This window comes from Streptosporangium sp. NPDC000239, assembly GCF_040300765.1.
GTDB lineage: Bacteria > Actinomycetota > Actinomycetes > Streptosporangiales > Streptosporangiaceae > Streptosporangium.
Genome location: NZ_JBEPEI010000017.1, coordinates 136,444 through 161,674 on the forward strand (window position 1 = coordinate 136,444; position 25,231 = coordinate 161,674).

The 25,231-nt window shown below is 71.3% G+C and carries 27 protein-coding genes; 17 read left to right on the plus strand and 10 right to left on the minus strand.

Annotation, left to right across the window (positions count from 1 at the left end):
* Nucleotides 1–54 precede the first annotated feature (54 nt).
* Both ABT340_RS32455 and ABT340_RS32460 read right to left on the minus strand, forming a co-directional pair.
* Nucleotides 55–876 carry a protein phosphatase 2C domain-containing protein gene (locus tag ABT340_RS32455; RefSeq protein WP_352014683.1) on the minus strand — a complete coding sequence of 274 codons (822 nt, stop codon included), beginning with the start codon at nucleotides 874–876 and terminating at the stop codon, nucleotides 55–57.
* A gap of 149 nt (nucleotides 877–1,025) precedes the next feature.
* Nucleotides 1,026–1,745 (minus strand): DUF2306 domain-containing protein, encoded by a 720-nt coding sequence (locus tag ABT340_RS32460; protein ID WP_352014684.1) that lies wholly within the window; start codon nucleotides 1,743–1,745, stop codon nucleotides 1,026–1,028.
* A gap of 117 nt (nucleotides 1,746–1,862) precedes the next feature.
* Between ABT340_RS32460 and ABT340_RS32465 the strand changes: the two genes are divergently transcribed.
* Nucleotides 1,863–2,603 (plus strand): TetR/AcrR family transcriptional regulator, encoded by a 741-nt coding sequence (locus ABT340_RS32465; protein ID WP_352014685.1) that lies wholly within the window; start codon nucleotides 1,863–1,865, stop codon nucleotides 2,601–2,603.
* 6 nt (nucleotides 2,604–2,609) lie between these two features.
* On the opposite strand, the gene ABT340_RS32470 is transcribed toward ABT340_RS32465, so the two are convergent.
* The gene (locus ABT340_RS32470; protein ID WP_352014686.1) at nucleotides 2,610–3,596 is read right to left on the minus strand and encodes a 1-aminocyclopropane-1-carboxylate deaminase/D-cysteine desulfhydrase; all 987 of its coding nucleotides are present in this window, start codon (nucleotides 3,594–3,596) and stop codon (nucleotides 2,610–2,612) included.
* Between the two features lie 200 nt (nucleotides 3,597–3,796).
* On the opposite strand from ABT340_RS32470, the gene kynU reads away from it, so the two are divergent.
* The 4 genes from kynU to ABT340_RS32490 all read left to right on the plus strand — a co-directional run bounded on the left by kynU (nucleotide 3,797) and on the right by ABT340_RS32490 (nucleotide 7,757).
* Entirely contained in the window at nucleotides 3,797–5,080 is a 1,284-nt protein-coding gene (gene kynU, locus ABT340_RS32475) for a kynureninase (RefSeq protein WP_352014687.1), read from the plus strand.
* Complete coding sequence (locus ABT340_RS32480) at nucleotides 5,077–6,390, plus strand: FAD-dependent oxidoreductase (RefSeq protein ID WP_352014688.1); 1,314 nt, start codon at nucleotides 5,077–5,079, stop codon at nucleotides 6,388–6,390. The genes kynU and ABT340_RS32480 overlap by 4 nt, the downstream gene beginning before the upstream one ends.
* 40 nt (nucleotides 6,391–6,430) lie before the next feature.
* Nucleotides 6,431–7,129, plus strand: coding sequence for an alpha/beta hydrolase (locus ABT340_RS32485; protein WP_352014689.1), 699 nt, complete (start codon nucleotides 6,431–6,433; stop codon nucleotides 7,127–7,129).
* A gap of 82 nt (nucleotides 7,130–7,211) precedes the next feature.
* Entirely contained in the window at nucleotides 7,212–7,757 is a 546-nt protein-coding gene (locus ABT340_RS32490; RefSeq protein WP_352014690.1) for a hypothetical protein, read from the plus strand.
* On the opposite strand, the gene ABT340_RS32495 is transcribed toward ABT340_RS32490, so the two are convergent.
* On the minus strand, nucleotides 7,751–7,921 hold the full coding sequence (locus ABT340_RS32495) for a hypothetical protein (protein ID WP_352014691.1): 171 nt from the start codon (nucleotides 7,919–7,921) through the stop codon (nucleotides 7,751–7,753). The genes ABT340_RS32490 and ABT340_RS32495 overlap by 7 nt on opposite strands.
* Before the next feature lie 177 nt (nucleotides 7,922–8,098).
* On the opposite strand from ABT340_RS32495, the gene ABT340_RS32500 reads away from it, so the two are divergent.
* From ABT340_RS32500 to ABT340_RS32545, 10 genes are all read left to right on the plus strand, one after another.
* Entirely contained in the window at nucleotides 8,099–8,644 is a 546-nt protein-coding gene (locus tag ABT340_RS32500) for a flavoprotein (RefSeq protein WP_352014692.1), read from the plus strand.
* A 210-nt stretch (nucleotides 8,645–8,854) separates the two neighbouring features.
* Entirely contained in the window at nucleotides 8,855–10,798 is a 1,944-nt protein-coding gene (locus ABT340_RS32505; protein ID WP_352014693.1) for a glycosyltransferase family 2 protein, read from the plus strand.
* A gap of 69 nt (nucleotides 10,799–10,867) precedes the next feature.
* Nucleotides 10,868–11,908, plus strand: coding sequence for an energy-coupling factor ABC transporter permease (locus tag ABT340_RS32510; RefSeq protein ID WP_352014694.1), 1,041 nt, complete (start codon nucleotides 10,868–10,870; stop codon nucleotides 11,906–11,908).
* Nucleotides 11,908–12,681 carry a cobalt ECF transporter T component CbiQ gene (gene cbiQ / locus ABT340_RS32515; protein WP_352014695.1) on the plus strand — a complete coding sequence of 258 codons (774 nt, stop codon included), beginning with the start codon at nucleotides 11,908–11,910 and terminating at the stop codon, nucleotides 12,679–12,681. The genes ABT340_RS32510 and cbiQ overlap by 1 nt, the downstream gene beginning before the upstream one ends.
* Nucleotides 12,681–13,430, plus strand: a complete 750-nt coding sequence (locus tag ABT340_RS32520; protein WP_352014696.1) for an energy-coupling factor ABC transporter ATP-binding protein — start codon at nucleotides 12,681–12,683, stop codon at nucleotides 13,428–13,430. The genes cbiQ and ABT340_RS32520 overlap by 1 nt, the downstream gene beginning before the upstream one ends.
* 261 nt (nucleotides 13,431–13,691) lie before the next feature.
* Nucleotides 13,692–14,030: an STAS domain-containing protein gene (locus tag ABT340_RS32525; RefSeq protein WP_352014697.1), complete on the plus strand. Its 339-nt coding sequence runs from the start codon at nucleotides 13,692–13,694 to the stop codon at nucleotides 14,028–14,030.
* 56 nt (nucleotides 14,031–14,086) lie between these two features.
* Nucleotides 14,087–14,860 (plus strand): SDR family oxidoreductase, encoded by a 774-nt coding sequence (locus ABT340_RS32530; protein WP_352014698.1) that lies wholly within the window; start codon nucleotides 14,087–14,089, stop codon nucleotides 14,858–14,860.
* 24 nt (nucleotides 14,861–14,884) lie between these two features.
* Entirely contained in the window at nucleotides 14,885–15,649 is a 765-nt protein-coding gene (locus ABT340_RS32535; protein WP_352014699.1) for a crotonase/enoyl-CoA hydratase family protein, read from the plus strand.
* Nucleotides 15,650–15,760: 111 nt separating this feature from the next.
* Nucleotides 15,761–16,396: a rhomboid family intramembrane serine protease gene (locus ABT340_RS32540; protein ID WP_352014700.1), complete on the plus strand. Its 636-nt coding sequence runs from the start codon at nucleotides 15,761–15,763 to the stop codon at nucleotides 16,394–16,396.
* A gap of 112 nt (nucleotides 16,397–16,508) precedes the next feature.
* Nucleotides 16,509–17,048, plus strand: a complete 540-nt coding sequence (locus ABT340_RS32545) for a GntR family transcriptional regulator (protein ID WP_352014701.1) — start codon at nucleotides 16,509–16,511, stop codon at nucleotides 17,046–17,048.
* Nucleotides 17,049–17,086: 38 nt separating this feature from the next.
* Here the strand turns inward: ABT340_RS32545 and ABT340_RS32550 are convergent, their stop codons facing one another.
* Genes ABT340_RS32550 through ABT340_RS32565 form a run of 4 tightly spaced genes read right to left on the minus strand, consistent with a single transcriptional unit; the run spans nucleotide 17,087 to nucleotide 20,578 of the window.
* On the minus strand, nucleotides 17,087–18,289 hold the full coding sequence (locus tag ABT340_RS32550) for an ABC transporter permease (protein ID WP_352014702.1): 1,203 nt from the start codon (nucleotides 18,287–18,289) through the stop codon (nucleotides 17,087–17,089).
* Nucleotides 18,286–18,963 (minus strand): ABC transporter ATP-binding protein, encoded by a 678-nt coding sequence (locus ABT340_RS32555; RefSeq protein WP_352014703.1) that lies wholly within the window; start codon nucleotides 18,961–18,963, stop codon nucleotides 18,286–18,288. Before ABT340_RS32555 ends, ABT340_RS32550 begins: the two co-directional genes overlap by 4 nt.
* The gene (locus tag ABT340_RS32560; protein ID WP_352014704.1) at nucleotides 18,960–20,114 is read right to left on the minus strand and encodes a peptidoglycan-binding protein; all 1,155 of its coding nucleotides are present in this window, start codon (nucleotides 20,112–20,114) and stop codon (nucleotides 18,960–18,962) included. The genes ABT340_RS32555 and ABT340_RS32560 overlap by 4 nt, the downstream gene beginning before the upstream one ends.
* The gene (locus ABT340_RS32565; RefSeq protein ID WP_352014705.1) at nucleotides 20,111–20,578 is read right to left on the minus strand and encodes a hypothetical protein; all 468 of its coding nucleotides are present in this window, start codon (nucleotides 20,576–20,578) and stop codon (nucleotides 20,111–20,113) included. Before ABT340_RS32565 ends, ABT340_RS32560 begins: the two co-directional genes overlap by 4 nt.
* Nucleotides 20,579–20,747: 169 nt before the next feature.
* On the opposite strand from ABT340_RS32565, the gene ABT340_RS32570 reads away from it, so the two are divergent.
* Nucleotides 20,748–21,401 (plus strand): response regulator transcription factor, encoded by a 654-nt coding sequence (locus ABT340_RS32570; RefSeq protein WP_352014706.1) that lies wholly within the window; start codon nucleotides 20,748–20,750, stop codon nucleotides 21,399–21,401.
* 3 nt (nucleotides 21,402–21,404) lie between these two features.
* A complete protein-coding gene (locus tag ABT340_RS32575; RefSeq protein WP_352014707.1) occupies nucleotides 21,405–22,634 on the plus strand; it encodes a sensor histidine kinase in 1,230 nt (409 codons plus the stop codon).
* Nucleotides 22,635–22,791: 157 nt separating this feature from the next.
* Here ABT340_RS32575 and serC read toward each other — a convergent pair whose 3' ends face one another.
* Together serC and ABT340_RS32585 are read right to left on the minus strand one after the other, a co-directional pair.
* A complete protein-coding gene (gene serC / locus ABT340_RS32580; protein WP_352014708.1) occupies nucleotides 22,792–23,901 on the minus strand; it encodes a phosphoserine transaminase in 1,110 nt (369 codons plus the stop codon).
* A 156-nt stretch (nucleotides 23,902–24,057) separates the two neighbouring features.
* Nucleotides 24,058–25,164, minus strand: a complete 1,107-nt coding sequence (locus ABT340_RS32585; protein ID WP_352014709.1) for a citrate synthase 2 — start codon at nucleotides 25,162–25,164, stop codon at nucleotides 24,058–24,060.
* Nucleotides 25,165–25,231: the final 67 nt, after the last annotated feature.

Genomic DNA, 25,231 nt, shown 5'->3' on the forward strand with positions numbered 1-25,231 from the left:
GCCGAGGACACCGGGACTTCCCGATCGAGCCGCGACCCGGCCGAAGGGGAGGGCTCACCGGAACGTCCAGAGGGCGGCGGTGGCGTCGTCGTGGGTTTTGTGGCGGGGCCGGTGCGAGCCGTACGGGTCGTCGTGTTCGGCGGCGCGGACCTGGGCGATCAGTCCTTGCGGGCCGTCGCGGGTGAGGAGGTCGAGGAGCTGTCGCCAGGTGGCCAGGCCGAAGAGGTCGGTCAGGCGGGAGGCGCCGTCGCTGAGCAGGGCCGCGGACCGTACCCGTTCGGCGGGGACGGATCCGGTCAGGGAACGTGCGGCGGCGAGGGGGTCGGCCGAGGCGACCCAGAAGCCGCCCTCACGGTTGCGGTGGCCGCGCATGATCTCGATGTAGCGGCGTAGCGCCTCGGAGTGTTCGGGGGTTCCGTTCGTCAGGGCGTCCAGTTCGGTCCGGTGGAGCACGCCGGTCCGTTCGAGCCGGTCGTCGCTGAGCACGGTCGGCTCCGCCGTACCGGTGTCGATGATGATCACGGAGTCGGCCAGCACCAGCCATTCCAGGGTGTCGTCCGTACGGCGCAGCATCGCGACCGTGGCCGAGGGGGTGCCGGGGTGGGACAGGTCGCAGGTGAAGTCGTGCAGCGAGACGACGGTCTTGATCGACCTGGTGAGCAGTTCGGCCAGGGGAGCGGCGCTCTGGGTCACCTCGGCCAGCAGGGTGGAGCCGAGCGTGCGGGCGTACCAGGCGACCCCGTGTGAGCAGCCGGACTCCATGCCGCTCGGGACGCCCGCCCCGTCCAGGAGAACCACCGCGCCGGAGGTGACCCCGACGAAGTCCTCGTTGGGACGGTCCGGGGAGGCGGGGTCGGTGGCGAGGGTGAGCCGCATGTCCGTCGTCCTCGTGTCGTGGTCGGATGGAGGCGTACTCGACGCCGGATGGCATGCCCGCGAATAGCGGGAAATATGCGGTTTTGGGGTTCGGGGTAGTCGTGAGGCGAACGCCCCGGAACCGGCTGCGGTGGTTCCGGGGTTCGGGGTCAGGTCGCGAGTGCGGTGCGGCGGCCACGGCGGGCCACCTCGCGCTCCAGATACCACTCCACGATCAGCAGCGGGACCGTCCAGCCGAGCCAGCCGGACAGGCCGGAGATCGTCCACGCCATCAGGTCGGGGTCGCCGTGGAAGACGGTGTCCTGCAGCGGGGGCAGGACGATGATCAGAATCGCGGTCCACACCCGGTTGGTGATGATGGAGTAGGTCAGCACGGTGCTGCGCAGCATCCAGCGCCGGTGACCGGCGTACCGGCGGGCGCGGGCGGCGCGCCAGCCCGCCACGGTGAAGGTGAGCCACAGCAGGGCGAGGAGCACGTCGCTGACCGCGAGGAACAGCCCGAACGGGGAGCGCGCCCCGATGACCAGGCCGGTCAGCCCGGCCGGTAACACTCCGGCGAACACGTAGGCCCGTCCGGCGCGCCGGTGCCACACCGGGTGCCGCCTGCGAAACCACGGCCACACCTGGAAGAACGCGGTGACCATGGCGATCGTGGCGAACAGCACGTGTGCCACGAGCAGCGGGTAGTGCAGGCCGAACCCCTCCGGCTGCGGCACCCGGGACTGCGACGGGTCACCGGTCAGGTACGGCGGCAGCGAGAACGCGAGGAACCCGGCCATGACCAGGCCGAGGGGCGCCGTCCAGGGGCGTCTCCACCACGGACGGCGGCGGGCCGGTGCCGGTTGGGGGCTGTCGATCGTCGTGTGCATGACGACTCCAAGGGGGTTGAGTGGGATGCGTATGACATACGCTCATTGCGTACCTTATACGCAATGCGTATGTCCCACGCAAGGCGTATGAGATACGCAAACTGATAGGCTCCTGGAATGCGGGACGACACCGGAAACGAGCTGCCGCACGCGCTGAACGTGCTGTGGGGGCGGGCCAAGCCGAAGGGGCGGGGACGCACGCCCGCGCTCAGCCTGGAGCGGATCGTGGCGGCGGCCGTCGCCCTCGCCGACGAGGAGGGGCTGGCCGCGCTGTCCATGGCCCGGCTCGCCGAACGGCTCGGCTGCGCGCCCATGTCGCTGTACCGGCATGTGGCGGGCAAGGACGACCTGCAGCTGTTCATGCTGGACGCCGCCCCCGGGCCGCCGCCGGAGTTCGACACGGCACCGGCCGACTGGCGCGGCTCACTCACCCGGTGGGCCGTCGAGCTGTTCGGCGTCTACGCGCGGCATCCGTGGATCGTCCAGCTGGTGAACTCCCCGCCTGCCGATCCCGGCCAGCTCGCCTGGCTGGAGGCCGCACTGCGCACCCTCGGCGGCACACCGCTGGACCTGCGGACCCGGATCTCGGTGGTCATGCTGGTGACGCACTACGTGCGTGGCGCGGCCCAGCTCCTGACGTCCATGGCCGCAGAACCGGGGGAGGGGGCCGACGAGGCGTACGCCGTCCTGCTCACCGAGCTGGTCGACCCCGGCCGGTTCCCCGCGCTGGCCGGCGCCGTGCGGGCCGGGGTGTTCGCCCCCAACCCGGGGGCCGGGCCGGACGACGACTTCCGCGCCGGCCTGAACCACCTGCTCGACGGGGTGGGGGTGGCGATCGAACGCGCCGCCCGGAGCTGAGCCGGGTCAGCCGGGGGGAGGGGTCATGGGGCCGGTGATGACGGCGACGAGCACCGTGCCGGGCGGGAAGGCGCCGTCCCCGGTCATCGTGAAGATCGCCCGCATCATCTTGGCCACGTATATCCGGTCCAGGCGCAGGCCGTGCCGGGCGGTGAAGTCGGTGACGAACGCGTCGAGGGCGGCGTCGCTCCTGGCGTAGCCGCCCGAGTGGAAGTCGAGGGCGATCGACCAGTTGCCGGAGGCGTGGCCGTACGCCTCGGTCTGCAGGCGGGTGACCTCCTCGGTGAGGAACCCTCCGCCGCGTAGCACCGAGACGCCGAGCGCCCGCCGTCCGGGCTCCAGACCTGCGGCGATGCCCGCGAGCGTGCCGCCGGTGCCGACCGGGCAGCAGACGACGTCGTACGGCACGGCGATCTCCCCGGGCAGTTCGGCACAGCCGTGTACGGCCTGCGCGTTGCTGCCGCCCTCGGGCAGCAGGTAGAACCGGCCGAACCGTTCCCGCAGCGTCTCGACGACGGGGGCGGTGTGCTTGGCCCGGTAGGTGGTGCGGTCGAGGTAGGTCAGCCGCATCCCGCGCCCGACGGCGAAGGCCAGGACCTCGTTGAGCGGCAGGTGCTCCTCCCCGCGCACGACCCCGACGGTCCGGAACCCGAAGCGGGCACCGGCCGCGGCGACGGCCCGCAGGTGGTTGGAGTAGGCGCCCCCGAAGGTCAGCAGCGTGTCGTGTCCCAGTTCGGCGGCCCGTGTCAGGTTGTATCGGAGCTTGCGCCACTTGTTGCCCGGAAGATCGGGGTGGATGAGATCATCACGTTTGAGGAGCAGCCGTACACCGGCCCCGGCGAGGCGGGGGTCGCACAGCTCGGTGAGGGGCGAGGGAGCCACGGGCGCGACCCCGGAGGCCGTCGGGAGATCGGTTCCGGAGACGGTCGCGGGGGTGATCCCGGAGGAGGCCGTGGGAGGGGGCGGAGGGAGGGACGGCCTTGGGCGGATCACCGCATCAGGATGCCATCTCGTACGGTGCCCTTCCATTCGGAAGGTGAAAGCCGCAATGTAAGCACCAATCAGCACCTATATCCAGATACACCCGTTGATATGGCATTCCTTTGCTCCGCTGTACGCCGTCATCATGGGGGAACCAGCGGCCCGCACCTCGCCGCGGCCGGTTCGTAGCCCACGTGTGAAGAGAGAGACGTATGACCCACTCGTTGAGAACCGGCCTGTCGATCCAGGAGATGCAGGAGGAGGCGCTGCGGCGCGACGCGGAGGATCCCGGCAACCGGGACCTCTTCCTCGTCCCGCCGGCGGAGGGCGGGGACTACCCGGAGAGCGCCTACCTGGCGGGCAACTCGCTCGGCCTGCAGCCGAGGGCGACCAGGACGGAGCTGCTCGCCGACCTGGAGGCCTGGGCGAGACTCGGCGTCGAGGGTCACATGGAGGCCGAGCGCCCCTGGCTGCCCTACCACGAGCTGCTCACCGAGCCCGCCGCCCGTCTGGTCGGCGCGCTGCCCGAGGAGACCGTGGTGATGAACTCGCTGACGGTCAACCTGCACCTGCTGATGGTGTCGTTCTACCGGCCCGGGGGGCGGCGCACCAAGATCGTCATCGAGGACACGGCCTTCCCCTCGGACAGTTACGCGGTGCGCAGCCAGGCCCGTTTCCACGGCCTCGACCCGGAGACCACGGTGGTACGGCTCCGCGACGGGCGGCAGGTCCTCGACTTCCTGGCCCGGGAGGGCGAGACGGTCGCGCTGGTGATGCTCGGCGGGGTGAACTACCTGACCGGCGAGCTGATGGACATCCCCGCGATCACCGCGGCCGGGCATGCGGCCGGGGCGGTCGTGGGCTGGGACCTGGCGCACGCCGCCGGGAACGTTCCGCTGAGCCTGCACGAGTGGGGGCCGGACTTCGCCGCCTGGTGCTCCTACAAGTACCTCAACTCCGGGCCCGGCGCCCTCGGCGGCGTCTTCGTCCACCAGCGGCACCTGGGCGACCCCACGCTGCCGCGCTTCGAGGGCTGGTGGAGCACCGAGCAGGAGACCCGCTTCCAGATGGCCCCGGTCTCCCGGCCGCCCGCGACCGCCGACGCCTGGCAGATCTCCAACCCGCCGATCTACGCCATGGGCCCGGTGCGCACCTCGCTCGAACTGTTCGACCAGGTCGGGATGGCCGAGCTGCGGGCCCGGAGCGTGCGGCTCACCGGATACCTGGAGAGCCTGCTCGACGTGGTCGTCCCCTCCCGGCCGCTCAGCGTGGTCACCCCGCGGGAGCCGGGGCGCCGGGGCTGCCAGCTCTCCCTGCGGATCGGGAGCGGCAGCGCCGCGGAGCTGGCCTGGCGGCTGCGCCGGGAGCACGGGGTCGTCACCGACGCCCGTGAGCCGGACATCGTCCGGATGGCGCCGACCCCGCTCTACTCGACCTACCACGACTGCTGGCGCGCCGCCGTCGCGCTGGCCGACTGTGTCCAGGAGGAGTCGTGACCGTTGCCGTCGTCGGCGCCGGGCTCACCGGCTGCCTGCTCGCCTGCTATCTGGCCCGTCGCGGCCTCGACGTGACCGTCTACGAGCGCCGCCCCGACCCGCGTACCGGTAAGCCGGAGCGCGGCCGGTCGATCAACCTGGCCATCTCCGAGCGCGGCCGGGACGCCCTGCGCAGGATCGGCCTTGAGGAGCGGGTCATGGCCGACGCGCTGCCGATGCGCGGCCGGATGATCCACCCGGTGAGCGGCCCGCTCGACTTCCAGCCCTACAGCCACGACGGCGAGATGGCGATCAACTCGATCAGCCGGGGAGCGCTCAACAACACGCTGCTGGACGCCGCGGAGGCCGCCCCCGGGGTGAAGGTCTTCTTCGGCCACCGGCTGACCGGGCTCGACCCGGCGACCGGGGCGATGACCTTCGAGACGGCCGACGGGCCGGTCGAGACGGTCGCCGACGTCGTGCTCGGCGCGGACGGGGCGGGCTCCGCCGTACGGGGGCAGCTGCTCGCGCACCGGGACATCGAGGAGAGCCTGGACTTCCTCGACTACGGCTACAAGGAGCTGACGATCCCCGCGGTCGACGGGGAGTTCGCGCTGGACCCGGGCGCGCTGCACATCTGGCCGCGCGGCACGTCCATGATGATCGCGCTGCCCAACCCCGACCGGTCCTTCACCTGCACGATGTTCTGGCCGACCGGCGGCACCGGAAGCTTCGCCTCGCTGAGCAGCCCGGCGGCCGTCGAACGCCACTTCCGCGCCAACTACCCGGACGTGGTGCCGCTGGCGCCGACCCTGGTCGACGACTACACGCACAACCCGGTCGGCCTGCTCGGCACGGTCCGCTGCGCGCCCTGGCAGTCGGACGGCAGGGTCGGCCTGATCGGTGACGCGGCGCACGCGATCGTGCCGTTCTACGGCCAGGGAGCCAACTGCGGCTTCGAGGACGTGGTCGTGCTCGACCAGTGTCTCGACGAGACCGGCGGTTCCTGGTCCAGCGCCCTGCCGCTGTTCGAACGGCGGCGCAAGGAGAACGCCGACGCGATCGCCGAGATGGCCCTGGACAACTTCATCGAGATGCGCGACAAGGTCGCCTCTCCGGTGTTCCGGCTGGTCAAGGGGGTCGAGCACCGGCTGGAGCGGGCGCTGCCCGGCCGCTATGTGTCCCGGTACGAGCTGGTCTCCTTCTCCACGGTGCCCTACGCCCAGGTCAGGCGCCGGGTGCGCGCCCAGCAGCGGCTGCTCGCCGGGGCGGCGGCCGTACTGGCCGGGGCGGTCGTCGCGGGCCTGGCCGGGCTCAGGCGCAGGTCGTGAGGCCGTCATGAGGCCGTCGTGAGGTCGTCGTGAGGTCGTCGTGAGCGAGGACAGGTCGGTCCTCGGGAGGCACGCGCCCGGTCCTGACGAGACCGTCGCGTACGGCCCGGCTCCCGACCAGGTGAGCGACCTGTGGCACGGGCCGGGGCCGACGGTCGCGCTGGTCCACGGCGGGTTCTGGCGTCCCGAGTACGACCGGGTCCACCTGCGTCCGATGGCGAACGCGCTGCGCGAGGCGGGCTGGAACGTCGCCGCGGTCGAGTACCGCCGCGAGCCGGGCCGTCCGGACGCGGCGGTCGAGGACGTCCGTGCCGCGCTCGCCGCGCTCGGTCCCGCGTCCGGTCCCATGGTGGTCGCCGGTCACTCGGCAGGCGGCCACCTGGCCCTGCTCGCGAGCCCGGGGGAGGCCGCGGTCCTCGCCCTGGCCCCGGTGGCCGACCTGCGGCTCGCGCACCGGCTCGACCTCGACGAGGGCGCGGTCGCCGACTTCCTCGGCCGTCCGCCGGACGAGCGCCCCGACCTCGATCCGGTACGGCTGCGCCCCGGCGCCGGGCGGGTGACGCTCGTGCACGGCACCGACGACGAGCGCGTGCCCGTCGAGGTCTCCGAGTCCTACGTCGCCGCCCACCCCGAGGCCTCGCTGGTACGGATTCCCGGCGCCGGGCATTTTGTGGTTATTGACCCGGAAAGTGAGGCTTGGCCGGTTGTTCTGAGGGAATTGGCGGCCCTCGCCCGTTAACACGATGGTTTTTTGGTGGTTCTCCGGGTTACTGGGGGTTCGATCAGTACGGTGATCTCAGCCCCCAAAGGAGAAACCGCATATGACCTCTCCAACCTCGCAGGAACTGAGAAAGCTCCAGGAACCCGCGTACTGGCTCGTCTTCGCGTTGCCCTGGCCCGACTCCCGGCAGGACGCCGCGACCGCGGAGGCCGCCTACGTCGTCGCGCCGCCGCTCGTCCCCAGGAGCCAGGTCTCGGAGAACGCGGAAGGGGTCTTCGCGGTGGCCCACTTCCACGTCAAGGAGAACCCCGGCCGCAGAGGTGTCTGGTTCAGCGACCTCACCCGGTGGCTGGCCGAACGGGACAACAGCTGGCAGGGGGTCGAGGTGGACTGGGAGGCGGCGCTGCGCGAGATCCAGGAGCTGCCGACGTTCGGCATGTTCCTGGAGGTCAGCAGGCGCGGCTACCTGTTCCTGCTGGACGGCTCACCGGAGGGGGCGACGGTGACCTACCCCGGAGGGGAGCGGGAGCACCTGACCGCGCGGGAGCGTGAGGCGGTGCACGCCGACTTCGAGAACAAGATCACACGTGACTGGGCGAGGTACATCGAGGAGATGGCCGCCCGGGGGATGATCCACCTTCACTGACCCCGCGGGCGGCGCGGCGTGGACCCGAGGCCCCGGCTCCCCTCGCCGGAGTCGGGGCCGGTCCTTCGGCCGGCCGCGAGGCGCTCGGCCTCGACGTGCAACGCCTCGACGAGGAGCAGCTCCAGAAGGAGGTCCGCGTCCACAAGATCGTCGAGTGTTGCCATGTGCCCTCCTGTTGGAAAAGACGTCCCACGGGCCACACGGGTTTCTTCTCATAACGGAACGGCATGGAAATTCCCGGGCAAGTCACACGGAAACATACGGATTTTTCGTGATTTTGGGTGAGATGTCGATAGCCGTCCCGGCTCCAAGGCTGTTTCCGGGTGTCCGAGACTTGTTCCATGAACCGTCCCCCGGCGCCCAAGGGCGTCCTCTATGTGATCGTCTGCGCGGCCGGAGCGGCCCCCACGGCACAGGACCTGGTCGCGGCGGCCCTCGATGAGGGATGGGAGGTCCAGGTCGTCGCCACCCCCTCGGCGCTGGGCTTCTTCGACGTCCCCGCCTTCGAGGAGCTGACCGGGCGTCCCGTCAAGAGCCGCTACCGCAGGCCGGACGAGCCCAAGCCGCCCAGGGCCGACGCGATCGTCGTGGCCCCGGCCACCTACAACACCGTCAACAAGTTCGCCCAGGGCATCGCCGACACCTACGCGCTCGGCCTGCTCGCCGAGGCTCCCGGCCTGGGCATCCCGGTGGTCGTCGTGCCCTTCGTCAACGCGGCCCTCGCCTCCCGCCTGCCGTTCCTGCGCGGTGTCGAGACGCTGCGCGCCGAGGGGGTGCGCGTGCTCCTCGACCCGGCGAACGAGGCCTGGAACGGCTCCAAGCCGTGGCGGACGGCGCTGGCGGCGGTCGAGGAACTCGGGAGGCTCCGGCGCGACGACACAGGGTGACGGGCCGGGGGTACCAAAGGGCGACAAGGCGACAAGACGCGCGAAACGCCAAGCCGTGCGAAGCCGTAAGAAAAAGGGGGTTTTCACCAGGCGCGGCGAGGCCGGGCGAAGGCGGAGAGGGCCAAGAAACCGGATCCGCCCCACACGCGCGGCCCATCGTCACATACTGGAACGCTGCGTGACGTTGAGTAACCGACGGGGGGCACAGCGGTGACGGGGACGATCATTCGAGCGGTCCGTGCGGGAAGCGGTGAGCGGGCGGCCGGAGACGAGGCCGCGGGGCCCGGACGCTGGGCCGCGCGGGAGGAGACGCAGCACCCCGACATCGACGTCAGCGTCATCGTCCCGGTCCACAACTGCCGCCCCTATCTCGACAGGTGCCTGACCTCGCTGCTGGTGCAGCGGGTCAACAGGGAGATCATCGTCGTCGACGACGGCTCGACCGACGGCGGCGCCGAACTGCTCGACCTCTACGCCGCCCACCACCGGGGGGTCGTGCGGGTCGTCCGCGTGGAGCGCTCCGGCGGCGCGGGCCGTCCCCGCAACGTCGGCCTGGCCCTGGCCAGGGGCAAGTACGTGTTCTTCTGCGACGCCGACGACTACCTCGGCCCCGAGGCACTCGAACGGATGCTCGCGATGGCCGAGCGCAACGGCTCGGACATGGTGCTCGGAAAGATCGTCGGGCACGATCGCAGGGCCCCCGTCTCGATGTTCCGGGAGAACGCCGAGCGGGTCACGCTGGAGGAGAGCCGCGTCTACAACAGCCTGAGCTGCTTCAAGCTCTTCCGCAGGGAGATGATCGAGCGGTACGGCATCCGCTTCGACGAGACGCTGCTGGTCGGGGAGGACGTGTTCTTCACCACCCACGCCTACTGCCACGCTGAGGTGATCTCCGTCGTCGCCGACTACGACTGCTACCACCTGGTCGCCAGGCCGGACGGCAGCAGCATCATGCAGCAGCCGGGCAGCCGCGACCCGGTCGCCTGGATTCGGATGATCAAGAAGTCGGTCGAGTTGATGGTCGGCCACGTGCGTCCCGGGGCGCTGCGCGACCACCTGCTCGGGCGGCACTTCAGGATGGACGCGCTGAGCAACCTCGGCAGGCCCTTCCTCGACGCCGGGGAGGAGACGCGCAGGCAGATCGCCGCCGAGGTCGCCGACATGTGCGAGCGGTGGCTGACCGACGGCGTCCGCGAACGCCTCAACCCCATCGACCGGGGCCGCGTCGCCGCCCTCCAGGACGTCGACCGCCTGGTACGGCTCGCGCACATCGAGTCGGCCGTGGTTCGCAGGCGGCTGACCGGCCTGGACTGGGACCCGCGGGACGGGCTGGTCGTCACGGGCCGGGTCGCGCTGGACGCCCTCGAACGGGACGGGGGCCCCGACCTCGTCGCGGGCGGCCTCGACCTGGTGCTGCGGCTGCGCGGCGGCGCGGTGGAGGGCGACCGTGGGCGCCCGGTCGAGCGGGTGTTCCCGGTCGGCGGCGACCACGAGGGCTTCAGCGCCGTCGTGGACGTCACCACGCTGTCCTCCGGGGTCTGGGACGTCTATCTGAACGTCGAGTGCGAGGGCGTCACCCGTCTGGTACGGCTCGGCGCCGACCGGGACGAGCCGGTCACCCGGCCCGCCCCCCGGATGATCGGCGGTGTCGTCGCCCTGCCGTACTTCACCAGGTCGCACGGCAACCTCAGCCTCGACGTCGGCGGACACGTGGTGCGGGTGCCGGGCCGCGTCCGGCTGACCGGGACCCGCTGGACGGCCGGGAACCGGCTGGCGCTCGACGGGCGGGTCAGCGTCGGCTCGGCGGCGCCGGGGACGCGGGCCGTACGGCACCTGGTGTGGCGGGAGCGGTGGTCGGGGAAGGAGTGGCGCGAGCCGGTCGAGGTCGAGGAGGGGGGGACGTTCGCCATGCGGCAGGCACTCGGCAGACTGGGACCCGGCACCTGGGACGCCTACCTGGAACTCGACCTGGGCGGACCGCCCGCGCGGTTCAGGGTCGAGGCGCCCGCCGAGATCGTCGCGCCGCCGCGCACCTGGTGGCGCGGGCTGGTCAGACGCAGCGTCAGGCCCTACGCGACCACGGGCAAGGGGCGGCTGAGCGCGGTCGTGCGGACGTTCACCCCGAGGTCGTTCGCCCGCCGCGTCCTCCGCTAATGCCACTCTCTTGCAAGTGCAAGCCCATGGCTTAAAGTAAGGAGGATTTCGCATCCCCGGAGGCTTGCCGTGCACGTACCCGATGGCTTCTTCAACGCAGCCGTGTCGATTTCGGCCGGGGCCGTCGCGGCCGCCGGTGTGGGAGTCTGTCTGCGGGGGGCTCGTAAGGAGCTCGACGACAAGACCGCGCCCATGGCGGGTCTGGTCGCCGCCTTCATCTTCGCCGTCCAGATGCTCAACTTCCCGGTCGCGGCGGGCACCAGCGGGCACCTGCTCGGCGGCACGCTCGCGGCGATACTCGTCGGGCCGTACACGGCGGTGTTGTGCGTGGCCGTCGTCCTGCTGGTACAGGGATTCTTCTTCGCCGACGGCGGCCTGACCGCGCTCGGGGTGAACATCACCCTCATGGGCATCGTCGCCGTCCTGGCGGGCTGGGCCGTCTTCCGCCTGGTCACGAGCAGGGCGCGCGGGAGGGGCACGGTGGTCGCGGGCGCCTTCGTCGCGGCGTTGGTCTCGGTGCCGGTCTCGGCGATCTCCTTCGCGCTGCTGTTCTGGATCGGCGGCACCGCGCCCATCGAGGTCGGCACGGTCGCCATGGCCATGGGCGGCGTGCACGTGCTCATCGGCATCGGCGAGGGTCTGATCACCGCGGTCACCGTCAGCACCGTGCTCGCGGTCAGGCCCGACCTGGTCTACGGCGCGCGCGGGCTGGCCGCTCCCCTGGTGCTCAGGGGCGCCGACGGCGCGGCCACCACGGTGGACACGACCCCGAAGGCGACGGCCCCGCGCCGTATCGGCTGGTTCCTGCCCGCCGGCGTCCTGGTCGCGGCGCTGCTGGCGGGGATCGTCAGCTTCTACGCCTCCTCCTCGCCCGACGGCCTTGAGCGGGTCGCCGAGGACAAGGGCTTCATCGGCCAGGCCGGTGACCACGCCCTCGGTGACCAGCCGCTGGCCGACTACGGCGAGGTCGGCGGCATCCCGGTCGGCGTCGCCGGCCTGGTCGGCGTCGGGGTGACCCTCGCCGTCGGCGGCGGCCTGTTCTTCGCGGTACGGCGCCGCAACCAGGGCGAGTCCCGTGACGACTCGGCGAAGGACGAGGTCACCGCGTAGTGGGGGCGGGCCACAGCCACCAGCTCTACCGGCCGGGGGACACCCTCGTCCACCGGCTGCCACCCCAGTGCAAGCTGGCGGCGGTCGCGGCCTTCGCGCTGGTGGTCGTGGCGACCCCGCGTGAGTGGCTGTGGGCCTTCGGGATCTACGCGGTCCTGCTCGGCGTGGTCGCGTCCGCCGCCCGGGTCCCGCCGGGCTTCGTGCTGCGGCGGATGGTGATCGAGCTGCCGTTCGTGGTGTTCGCGGTGGCGCTGCCGTTCATCGGGTTCGGCGAACGGGTGCCGTTCCTGGGGGTCACGCTCAGCGTCGAGGGGCTCTGGGCGGCCTGGAACATCCTGGCCAAGGCCACGCTCGGGGTGGTCGCCAGCGTGCTGCTGGCGGCGACGACCGAACCGAGACTGATGCTGCTCGGCGCCCAGCGGCTGCGGCTGCCGCCGCTGCTGGTGCAGATCGCCATGTTCATGCTCCGCTACATGGACGTGATCGTGGACGAGATGCGCCGGATGCGGGTGGCCAGGGAGTCGCGGGGCTTCACGGCCAGGGACGTCCGGCACATCCCGGCGGTCGCCAAATCGGCGGGGGCGCTGTTCATCCGCTCCTACGAGCGCGGGGAACGGGTGCACCTGGCGATGCTCAGCCGGGGCTACACCGGTTCGATGCCGGTCATCCAGGACCTGTCCGCCTCCTCGCGTCAGTGGCTCACTGCGGGTATGTTGCCGGGCGCGGCGCTCGTGGTGCTGCTCGGCACGACACTCGTGAACGGAGGCCTGTGATGACCGCCTCGCTGGAGGTGCGCCGCCTGGCGTACGCCTATCCGGACGGCACCCAGGCGTTGTTCGGCGTCGACTTCGAGATCGCGCGCGGGGAGCGGGTCGCGTTGCTCGGCCCGAACGGCGCGGGCAAGACCACGCTGGTGATGCACCTCAACGGCATCCTGACCCCGGGGCACGGCACGGTGACGGTCGCCGGGCTGCCGGTCGGCAAGGAGTCGCTCAAGGAGATCCGCAGGCGGGTCGGGCTCGTCTTCCAGGACCCCGACGACCAGCTGTTCATGCCGACGGTGCGGGAGGACGTCGCCTTCGGCCCGGCCAACCTCGGCCTCAGGGGGCCGGAGCTACGGCGCCGGGTCGAGGAGGCCCTCGACCGCGTCGGCATGCTGGAGGCGATCGACAGGCCGCCGCACCACCTGTCCTTCGGTCAGCGCCGCCGGGTCGCGGTGGCGACCGTGCTCGCGATGGAGCCGGAGATCCTGGTGCTGGACGAGCCGTCGTCGAACCTGGACCCGGCCTCAAGGCGCGAGCTGGCCGAGATCCTCAGGGGGCTGGACGTGACCGTGCTGATGGTCACCCACGACCTGCCGTACGCCCTGGAGCTGTGTGAACGGGCGCTCGTCCTGTCCGGCGGCGTGATCGCCGCCGACGGGCCGACCGCGAAGATCCTCGCCGACTCCGACCTGCTCGCCGCCCACCGTCTCGAACTGCCGTACGGCTTCGCCCTCCCGCGAGCGGAGCATTCTCCATGATCGTCGACATGTGTATCGATTCGCTGTGATAGCGGTTTATATGATCTTTGTCCCACGTTATTCGTGATTTTTCCGGTATAAATCGGCGGGGGCGCCGTGGCTGGGCCGTGGCTCCATTGACGGGGAAGCGGAACGGGGTGAGGGTGATGTGTGGCGTTTGCGGTTCTTCCTCCGCCCGGTGCGAATGATCATAGAGTCGCGGGACCTCACATACGGTGATGGCGAAGTAAAGTGGGTCTGCCTCATGGGCGAGGAGGACTGATGAAGCTACGGCTGGCTCGCCGCGCCGTCGGTGACGCCGTGGTGGTGGCCGTCGAGGGCGAACTCGATCTGTTCACCGCCCCCTTTCTGCGAGACGAGGTTCGCGATGCGATCAAGCTCGACGGGTCCCGGCTGATCCTCGACCTCACCGCGCTGTCGTTCATGGACTCAAGCGGCCTGTCCGTGCTCATCGAGGCCTGGCGACTGGCCACGGGCGAGGGGGGCGGCGTCAGCCTCGCGGCCCCGCAGGCGCCGGTGGCCAGGATTCTGCGCACCACCGGCCTCGACCGCCGCATCAAGGTCTATCCCGACGTGGTCACCGCGGTCGGCGAGGGCTGAGATCCAACGGGCACCCCTGATAGAACTTCATTCGGTATCCGCGTTAGAGTCCGCTCATGGACCTGAACGGAGCAGCAGCAGTCATCTCGGGCGGTGCCAGCGGCCTCGGTGAGGCCACGGCCCGTCATCTCGCCGCGCACGGCGCCACCGTGGTCGTCGCCGACCTCAACGAGGAGCGCGGCAAGCTCGTCGCCGAGGAGATCGGCGGAGTCTTCGTCAAGACCGACGTCTCCGACGAGCAGCAGGTGCAGGCGGCGGTCGACGCGGCGGTCGCGACCGGCAGGCCGCTGCGCGTCGTGGTCAACAGCGCGGGCATCGGCTGGGCGGGCCGTACGGTCAACCGGGACGGCTCACCGCACGACCTGGCCTCCTACCGCAAGGTCATCGAGGTCAACCTGATCGGCACCTTCAACCTCCTGCGCATCGGCGCCGCCGCCATCGCCAAGACCGACCCGGTCGACGAGGACGGCCAGCGCGGCGTGATCGTCAACACCGCCTCCGTCGCGGCCCTCGAAGGACAGACGGGCCAGGTGGCCTACTCGGCCTCCAAAGGCGGCATCGTCGGCATGACCCTGCCCGCCGCGCGCGACCTGTCGCCCGTCGGCATCCGCGTCAACACGATCTGCCCCGGCATCATCGACACCCCGATCTACGCCTTCAACGACAACGCCGAGGAGTTCAAGGCCAGGCTCGTGGCCCCCGTCGTCTTCCCCAAGCGCATGGGCAGGCCGGAGGAGTTCGCCCACCTGGTGCGCTCCCTGATCGAGAACGACTACATGAACGCCGAGACCGTCCGGTTCGACGGCGGCATCCGTTTCCAGCCCAAGTAGTTCCCGGCCCAGAGGAGTCAACCGGTGTCTGATGAGGTACTCGCCGAGGTCGGCGACGGCGTCGCGGTCATCACGATCAACCGCCCCCAGGCCAGGAACGCGATCAACGGCGCGGTCGCCAGGGGGATCGCCGCGGTGCTCGACGAGTTCGAGGAACGCGCGGACGTCTCGGTCTACGTGCTGACCGGGGCGGGCGGCACCTTCTGCGCGGGCATGGACCTGAAGGGCTTCCTCAAGGGAGACCTGCCCTTCCTTGAGGGCAGGGGCTTCGGCGGCATCGTCGAGGCGCCGCCGAGGAAGCCGATCGTCGCCGCAGTCGAGGGCTACGCCCTGGCCGGAGGCTTCGAGCTCGCGCTGGCCTGCGACATCATCGTGGCCTCGGAGAAGGCCGTCTTCGGCCTGCCCGAGCCCAAGCGTGGCCTGGTCGCGGCGGCCGGGGGCGTGATGCGGCTGCCGCGGCGCATCCCCTACCACGTCGCGATGGAGATCGCCCTGACCGGCGACCACTTCCCCGCCGCACGGCTGAGCGAGGTCGGCCTGGTCAACCACGTCACGCCCGAGGGCGAGGCGCTGACCAGGGCGGTCGAGCTGGCCGGGCGGATCGCGGCCAACGCCCCGCTGTCGCTCGCCGCGACCAAGCGGGTGATCGTCGAGTCCGCCGACTGGAGCGCGGGGGAGATGTTCGCCAGGCAGGCGGAGATCATCGACCCGGTGTTCGCGTCGAAGGACGCACAGGAGGGCGCGGCGGCCTTCGCCGAGAAGCGCGCCCCGGTCTGGAAGGGCGAGTAGTCCCGTTCGAGGCGCCGGGCACGGCCGTACGGGTCGCGCCCGGCGCACTTCCCGCCTGGAATGCGTACGGTGGAAGGGCGTGGCGACCGCTCCCGAAGGCCAGGAGAGTGCATGGACGACCGATTTCCCCCGGCGGAACGCCCGGCCGGTGAGCGGCTCAGACGCGGGGCGGGTGAGCTGGCGGCGGGCGCGGCCGGAGCCGCGATCCTCGTCATCCTCCTGGTCGGCGGCATGTGGGCGATCGAGGTCGCCGACTACGTCCTGCCCGGAGAGTTCGACGCCTACGGCATCAGGTCGTGGGACGTCGAGGGACTGGGCGGCATCCTCCTGGCGCCGTTCCTGCACGCGGGCTTCGGCCACCTCATGGCCAACTCGCTGCCCCTGCTGATCCTCGGCTTCCTCGCCGCACTGCGCGGGATCGGCAGGTTCCTGCTCGCCAGCCTGATCATCATCGTGGTCAGCGGCCTCGGCGTCTGGTTCACCAGCTCGCCGTACGTGGTCACGGTCGGGGCGAGCGGGCTCGTCTTCGGCTACTTCGGCTTCGTGGTGGCCAGGGGCCTGTTCGACCGGAGCGTCCTCGACATCGTCATCGCGGTCGGCGTCGCCGTGGCGTACTACTCGATCATCTGGGGCGTGCTGCCGGGGGAGGCGGGCATCTCCTGGCAGGGGCACCTGTTCGGGCTGGTCGGCGGCGTCCTGGCGGCCTGGGCACTGCGCCGCAGACGGCGGACGCTGCCCGCCTACTGACCGCTGGGCCTCAGCCGGTGCCAGGAACGCCGTGGAGGAGCTTTCAGTGGGATCTCAGGAGACAGCGGACCCGAGCCGGGAAAGCGGCGCCACGGGCCACAGGACGCCCCGCGTGGTGGTGCGGCGCTCGCTGCCGACCCAGCCCGCCGTACGCGGCTCGGCCTCGCTCTTCATGACCGAGGCCGCCGCGCAGGGGATCACCCCGGGCCGCCGCATGCTGGGCGTCGGTGAGGAGCCGGCCTCCGGTGACGTCGCGGCGGCGCTGCGCGTCGAGCCGGGCACCGACGTCCTGGCCCGCAGGAAGCTGCTGCTGGCCGGTGACGTCCCGGTGCGGATCGCCACGAGCTACTTCAGGCTCGACCTGTTCGGCGGCACCCCGCTGTGCGACCCCGACTTCGTACGGCCCACGCTCCAGGCGGGCATCGAGGCCCTCGGCCACCGCTTCGGCCACGCCGAGGAGCACCTGGTGGCCCGCCCGCCGAGCGGCTTCGAGGCCGTGACCCTGGAACTCGACCCCGGCGAGTGGATCGTGCAGGTGCTGCGTGCGAGCTACGGAGACGACGACACCCCGGTCCACGTGCTGGAGACGATCTGCGCCGCCTCCCGGCACGTCTTCGTCGTCGCCCAGGTCACCGGCGCCGACGAGTTCTGACCGAGGGCCCCTTTCCCGGGCACTGGTCTCAAGCCGGGTCATCCGGTGGCGAGCGCCTGGGTCGGCGTGAGCCGGGCCGCCCCGCGCGCCGGATAGAGGCCCGCGACCGCGCCGATCAGCGTCGAGGCGACGACCCCGCCCGCCAGGGCCTGGACGGGCAGGACCAGCGGCCAGCCACGGGACGCCGCGTAACCCAGCGTGACGAGAACGCCGAGCAGGACGCCGGACAGACCGCCGAGGAGGGACAGCACGACCGACTCGGCCAGGAACTGCAACCGGATCTGACCCCGGTTGGCGCCGAGGGCGCGGCGGAGCCCGATCTCCTGGCGGCGTTCGAGCACGGAGATGACCATGGTGTTGGCCACCCCGACGCCGCCGACCAGCAGGGCGACCGCGCCCAGGCCGAGAAACAGCGAGTTGAAGGTCGAGGCGGCGGCGAGCTGGGCGGTCAGGGCGTCCGAGGGGCGGCTGACCTGGACCTCCTCGGGGTCGCGCGGGTTCACCGCGGAGGCGAGCACCTCCCTGACCGCCGTGACGGCCTCCTCGTCGGAGCGCTCGTACAGGGTGGTCGGGTGGCCGTCGAACCCCAGGAGTCCTTCGGCGACCGGCCAGCCGACCAGGGCCGACCGGTCGATCTCGGGGTTGAGCGGCAGGGAGTCCAGGACGCCGATGACGGTGAACCAGTGCCCGGCGAGATAGACCTGGGCGCCGGGCTGTCCTACTCCGAGCCTGCCTGCGGCGACCGAGCCCAGTACCGTGGCCGGATACATCTCGGTCGCGGAGTTGAGGAAGACTCCCGAACGTACGGATCCCCCCAGCGTGGTGAGCAGGTTGAGCCTGGTCGCGGCCACCGCGATCCCGCCGGTGTCCGCTTCCGGGATCTTGTCGGTACGGCGCACCGTGCCGTTCTCTACGGCGCCGACCGCGGTGACCGACCGGACCGAGGGGACGCGGGCGACCATGCCCACCGACTCCACCGGCAGCCTGGCGTTCTCCCCGAACAGGCTCTGGCCGGGGTGGACGGTGAGCATGTCGGTCCCCAGCGTCCGGATCTGGTCCAGCAACTGCTGTCTGCTGGCCGCGCCGACGCCCAGCACGGCGACCATGGCGGCGACGCCGATGGCGATGCCGAGCGCGGAGAGGGCCGCCCGCAACGGCCGTCCGCGCAACCCCACCAGCGACACCCGCAAGACGACGGCGGCGGAGAGCCGAGCCGAAGGAGGAAGCGGTACGGAGCTCATGAGCCCTTCCCGTCGTAGTTGATCCGGCCGTCGAGGATCTCCACCCGGCGCGGCAGGCTGCGGGCGATCTCCTGGTCGTGGGTGACGATGACGATCGTGGTGCCGTCGGCGTGCAGTTCGCGGAGCAGGCTCAGCACGCCCGCGCCCGAGGCGGAGTCGAGGTTGCCGGTCGGTTCGTCGGCGAAGACGACCGCGGGACCGGCGACGAGGGCGCGGGCGACCGCGACCCGCTGCCGTTCACCGCCGGACAGCTCGTGCGGCCGGTGGCCGAGCCGGTGGCCCAGGCCGACGCGCTCAAGGGCCGCGGTGGCGCGCCGGGCGCGGGTCCTGGCGGACACGCCCTGGTAGAGCAGTCCGGTGGCCACGTTGTCGACCGCGCTGAGGTGCGGTGTGAGGAAGAACCGCTGGAAGACGAAGCCGATCCAGCTCGCCCTGACCGCGGAGATCTGCCGGTCGCGGAGGGTCGCCAGGTCGTGCCCGAACATCCGGACGGTTCCGCTGTCGGGCAGTTCGAGCGCCCCCAGGATGTGCAGCAGGCTCGACTTGCCGGAACCCGAAGGGCCGACGACGGCCAGCAGCTCCCCGCGACGCACCGACAGCGACACCTCGCGCACCGCCGCCACCCCGCCCGGATAGGTCTTGGACACCCTCTCAGCGGTGATCACGGCGGTCATGACGACGGCACCTCGACGCGTGCGCCCTCGGTGATCCCGGGGCCGCTGACCTCGACCAGCCCGAGGGCGAAGGAGCCGAGCCGTACCGGGACGTCGTGTCCGGCGCCGGACGCGTCGACGACGCGGACCGCGTAGGAGTCCTTGCTCCGGGCGAGCAGCGCGGCCACGGGTACGGCGAGCACGTTCCGGTCCACCCGGCTGGTGAAGCTCACGGTCACCGGGGCGCCGTCCAGCCCGCCGGTGGCCTTACGCCCGGTGAGGACCACCTCGACGGGGACGGTCGCCTCGCCGGTGGCCTGACCGGGCTGTCGGTCCTGGGCGGAGCCCGACGGGGCGGTGGCCACCGCGCTCACCCGCCGGACGCGTCCCGGCACGGTTCGCCCGTCCGGCAGGTCGACGCTCACCTTGGCGTTCCTGACGGCCAGCTGCCGCCGGTTCACCGGAAGGTCGACGTTGACGACCTGCCGGGTTCCGGTGGCCCTGACGACGACCCCGCCGGCGGTGCCGCCCGAGACGCCGGGCACGGCGGCGACCCGCAGGGCCTCCGGGGCGACGACGGCGTCGCCGGGGTTGACCACCCCGGTCTGTTCGACGCCGAGGTGACGCTGCCAGCGCCGGACAGCACGCGAGGTGGTGTAGCCGAAGTGCCTGTCGACCGTGACGTCCTGCCCGTGGCCCAGCGCCACCAGGTTTCCCTCCAGGACGGCGACGTCCTGCCCGTCGCGCACCCCCTGCCGCAGCGGGCGCCACAGCGGTGTCGCCCCGTAGAAGAGCGGTACGGAGTGCCCGTTCACGCCGTACACCCGCTGCCCCCGGCGTACGGTCCGTCCGGTGGGGGGCAGCCAGGTGAGGGTGCCTCCGTCGGCGGAGACGAGATAGGAGCCGGAGTAGCCCAGCGTCCCGTCGATCTCCTCGTGGTCGGCGAGGTCGGTGCGGACCACCGGGGCGGTGGTCACGGCCGCCTCCCGTGGCGCCGGGGTGGGGGACGGCGGCCGCGTCACGACCACGACGGTCGCGGCCACGGCGACCGCGAGACCGGCGGCGGCCCACAGCAGGCGGCGACGGCGCCGGGGGTGCCGCTTCGCGGCGGGTCCGGGCGCGGTGCCGGCCTCACCGGTGCGTGAGAAGTCGCGGAAGGAGGGGTCCCTCATCCCGCGCCGCCGGAGGACGACTTCCGGCAGGCCAGCAGCGCCTGCCGCACCTCGGGGTCGTTGAGCCGGTCGCGGATGGTGAGCCCCTGACCTGGCTGGGGATCCGGCGCGTCGACGCCCTTGCCCCGCAGGCACCGGGCGATCGCGACCATCCGGTCCATGTCCTCGGAACCGCCCATCTTCTCCTGTGCCTTGACGGGCAGGTACTGCCGGCACGCCTTCATCGCGGCCTGCAGGGCGGCGGTGTTCCCCGGTTTGGGGATGGTGACGGCCCCGGGCCGGTCGGGGTCGGGCATCTTCACCCCGTTCTCCCGCATGCACCGCGCGTAGGCGACCCCCTGGTCCTGGGCGTTCGGCGTGCCCGTACCGGTCTGCGCGTTCCGGCCGGAGTCTGTGGTGCCGCAGCCCGTCAGGACCAGTGCGGCGGCGATCGTCACGGCTCCGCCGAGCCGGGGAGTTCTCATGGCTTTTCGACCTTCCGTCTTCCGTGGTACGGCGCGGCCGTGAACGGCGGCGCCGTGCTCCACAGGTCTACAGACGGGGGCGTTCGGCTGACGTTTCCGTCATCGGAAACATCGGCTTTATCCACGTCGCCCTACTGTGGCGACACACCCACCTGAGGAGAGGCGTGCCATGCGCGTGCTGATGGTCGAGGACGAGCGTGTGCTGGCCGACTACGTCGCCGACGGGCTGCGCGGAGAGAACATGACGGTCGACGTCGCCTACGACGGGACCGACGCGCTGAGAAGGCTCGCCCGCTCCGACTACGACGTGGTGATCCTCGACCGGGGCCTTCCGGGGGTCTCCGGTGACCAGGTGTGCGAGGAGCTCACCAGGGAGGGCGGCAGGACCAGGGTGCTGATGCTCACCGCGGCGGGCGGTGTCCGCGACCGGCTCCAGGGCCTCAGCCTGGGCGCCGACGACTACCTGCCCAAGCCGTTCGACTACTCCGAGCTGCTCGCCAGGGTGTCGGCGCTCGGCAGGCGGACCGGTACGGCGCTGCCCCCGGTGCTGCGGTGCGGCGGTCTCACGCTGGACCCCTCACGGCTGCGGGCCTCCCGTGACGGGGTCCCGCTGGCGCTGTCCCCCAAGGAGTTCGCCGTCCTGGAGGTGCTGATGTCGGCTCAGGGACGGGTCGTCAGCGCCGAGGAGCTGCTCGAACGGGCGTGGGACGAGAACGCCGACCCCTTCACCAGCGCCGTCCGCGTCGTGATGGCCAAGCTGAGGGCCAAGCTGGGAGACCCGCCGGTGATCGAGACCGTGCTGGGCATCGGATACCGGATCTGAGCCGTGGCGGCCTCGCGCCGGGCGCCCGCGCGGTGGCTCGGCCTGCCGGTCAGGGTCAGGCTCGCCGCGGTACAGGGCGGGCTCATCCTCGCCGCGGGGACGGTCGTCGTCCTCGTCGTCTACTTCCTGCTGGCACGGAGCGTCGACTCCAAGGTCAAGGTGATCTCCTTCACCAACAAGCCGACCGCGAGGTCGCCGGGCGAGTCGGTGGACGTCATCGTCTCCATGGCCAGGTCCTACACGACCGAGGCCGTCGACAGGCGGCTGGCGCAGGCCCGCCACGAACTGCTGCACCAGCTGTTCACCACGTCCGCCGCCTGCCTGGCCGTACTGGTCGTCATGGCCGCGCTCATCGGCTGGTGGCTGGCGGGCAGGATGCTCAGGCCGCTCAACCGGATCGCGGAGACCGCGCGGCGCCTCTGCCTGGACAACCTGCACGAGCGCATCGAACTCAGGGGACCGGACGACGAGCTCAAGAGGCTCGCCGACACCTTCGACGACATGCTCGCCAGGATCGAACAGGCCGCCGACAGTCAGCGTCGTTTCGTCGCCAACGCCTCCCACGAGCTGAGGACCCCGCTGGCCGTCCAGCGCACGGTGCTCCAGCTGGGGCTGGCCGGGCCGATGTCGGAGAAGGTGGTCCGGGCCAGACGGGAACTGCTGACCATCAACGAACGCAGCGAGCGGCTGATCGAGGGGCTGCTGCTCATGGCGCAGAGCGACCGGGGCCTGGCGCGCAGGGAGCCCATCCCGCTCCACGAGGTCGCGGGGGAGGTCCTGGCCCAGTACACCGACGTCGCCGCCGCGGCCGGTGTGCGCACGGAGCTGAGGTCCGCGCCGGTCGAGATCTCCGGCGACCGGGTCCTCATCACGCAGCTCCTCATGAACCTGGTGCAGAACGCGATCCGCTACAACCGTCCCGGCGGTGTGGTCGAGGTGAGCGTCACGGCGTCGGGCGGCCTGACGGTCGGCAACACCGGCCAGGACATCCCCCCGGACAAGGTCGACGAGCTGTTCGAGCCCTTCGTCCGGTTCGGCGAGGCGAGGTCCGGCCCCAGGGAGGGAGCCGGTCTGGGGCTGTCGATCGTCCGTTCCATCGTCGCCGCCCACCGCGGCGTGGTCGTCGCCCGCGCCCGCTCAGGCGGAGGCCTGGAGGTCAGCGCGACGCTGTCGCCCGCCGGACCCGGACTCCGGCCGCGCCTTCCACAGGATTCCCGAGCCGCCGGAACGTGAGGGCTCGGGACGGAGCTGAGAGGGCGCTGGGAGCCCGTTTCCCGGCGCGCCCAGAAAGGGCCCGGCCTCCGGGCTCCACGGGTGTCCGCGTGGTCACCAGGGCCTCCGGTGGGGGAAGGACGTCGCCCTTCCCCCGCCGGACAGGCTCAGAGAAGGGCTAGAGCCGCTCGACCACGTGGTCGATGCACTTGGTCAGCGCCTCGACGTCGTCGGGGTCGACGGCCGGGAACATCGCGATGCGCAGCTGGTTGCGGCCGAGCTTGCGGTAGGGCTCGGTGTCCACGATGCCGTTGGCGCGCAGGACCTTGGCGACCTCGGCGGCGTCGACCTCGGCGGAGAAGTCGATGGTGCCCACCACGTTCGAGCGGAACTCGGGAGCGGCGAACGGCGAGGTGTAGGAGGTCTTCTCCGCCCACGTGTAGAGCCGCTGGGCCGAGTCGGCGGTGCGGGCGGTGGTCCAGGCCAGGCCGCCGTTGCCGTTCATCCACTCAAGCTGGTCGGCCAGCAGGAACAGCGTGGCCACCGCCGGGGTGTTGTAGGTCTGGTCCTTGACGGAGTTGTCGATCGCCGTCGGCAGGCTGAAGAACTCGGGGACGTACCGGCCGCTGCCGGAGATCTCCTCGACCCTGGCCAGCGCGGCCGGGGACATCAGGGCGAGCCACAGACCGCCGTCGGAGGCGAAGCTCTTCTGCGGGGCGAAGTAGTAGACGTCGAACTCGCTCGCCTCGACGGGCAGGCCGCCCGCGCCGGAGGTGGCGTCGACCAGGACCAGCGAGCCCTCCTCGCCGACCCGCTTGATCGGCATCGCGACGCCGGTCGAGGTCTCGTTGTGGGTGAGCGCGTAGACGTCCACGCCCTCTTCGAGACGGGCCTCGGGGTGGCTGCCCACCTCGGACTTGATCACGGTCGGGTCGCCCAGCCACGGGGCCTTCGCCACGACGGAGGCGAACTTGGAGGAGAACTCGCCGAAGTGCAGGTGCTGCGACCTCTCACGGACGAGCCCGAAGGCGGCGATGTCCCAGAACGCGGTGGTGCCGCCGTTGCCGAGGACGACCTCGTACCCCTCGGGGAGGGAGAACAGCTCCCGCAGGCCCGCACGCACGCGCCCGACGAGCGACTTGACGGGCTTCTGCCGGTGGGAGGTGCCCATCAGGGTGGAACCGGAGGCGGCCAGAGCCGCCAGCTGCTCAGGTCGTACCTTCGAGGGCCCGCAGCCGAAACGGCCGTCGGCGGGCTTGATGTCAGAGGGAATCACGATGTCAGCCACCTGAACAGCGTACTGAGCCCGCCGCGCGATCCCGCTCGGGGTCCGTATTTCGAGACGTGCGTGGTGTCCGGAATGAGACTGAAATCACCCGATAAACACGAGACGGCTGCCGCGCGAGAGTGCGTCGCGCGACAGCCGTACGAGACTGATCGGGGGTCAGAAGGAGGCGAGGACCTCGGCGGCGCCGGGGACGTCGTTGATCGAACGCTGCGGTGGGCCCACGTACTTGGCGCTGGGGCGGACCAGCCTGCCCGTGCGCTTCTGCTCCAGGATGTGAGCCGCCCAGCCCGCGGTGCGTGCGCAGGTGAACATGGAGGTGAACATGTTGGCGGGGACCTCGGCGAAGTCCAGGATGACCGCGGCCCAGTACTCGACGTTGGTGGCGAGCACCCGGTCGGGCTTACGGGCGTGCAGTTCTTCGAGGGCGGCCTGCTCAAGCGCCGCGGCGACCTCGTAGCGGGGCGCGTTGAGCTCCTTGGCCGTACGGCGCAGCACGCGGGCCCTGGGGTCCTCGGCCCGGTAGACCCGGTGACCGAAGCCCATGAGCCGCTGGCCGTTGTCCAGCTCCTGCTGGACCCACTTCTTGGCGTCGCCCAGCTTCTCGACGCCCTCGATCATGTGCAGCACGCGGGCGGGGGCGCCCCCGTGCAGCGGGCCGGACATGGCGCCGACCGCTCCGCTCAGCGCCGCCGCGACGTCGGCACCGGTCGAGGCGATCACCCGGGCGGTGAAGGTGGAGGCGTTCATGCCGTGCTCGGCGGCGGACGTCCAGTAGGCGTCGATCGCCTTGACGTGCTTGGGGTCGGCCTCGCCCCGCCAGCGGATCATGAACCGCTCGACGATGCTCTCGGCCTTGTCGACCTCGCTCTGCGGGACCATCGGCAGGCCGAGGCCGCGCGCCGACTGGGCGACGAAGCTGAGGGCGGTCACACTGGCGCGCGCCAGGTCGGCGCGTACCTGCTCGGCGTCGATGTCGAGCACCTGGTTGAAGCCGTACGCGGGGGCCAGCATGGCCAGCGCGCTCTGTACGTCGACGCGGATGTCACCGGAGTGGACAGGGATGGGGTACGGCTCGGCCGGGGCGAGGCCCGGCTGGAACGTGTTGTCGACGAGCAGGCCCCACACGTGTCCAAAGGAAACGCGACCGACAAGCTCCTCGATGTCGACGCCCCGGTAACGAAGGGCGCCCCCTTCTTTGTCCGGTTCCGCGATCTCCGTCTCGAAGGCCACCACGCCTTCGAGCCCGGGTTTGAAGTCGGACATTCTCGGCCGCCTCCCTTTCTTGAAGTCAAAGCCTTGATGTCGAGATACCGGCGGGTCATATTCAACC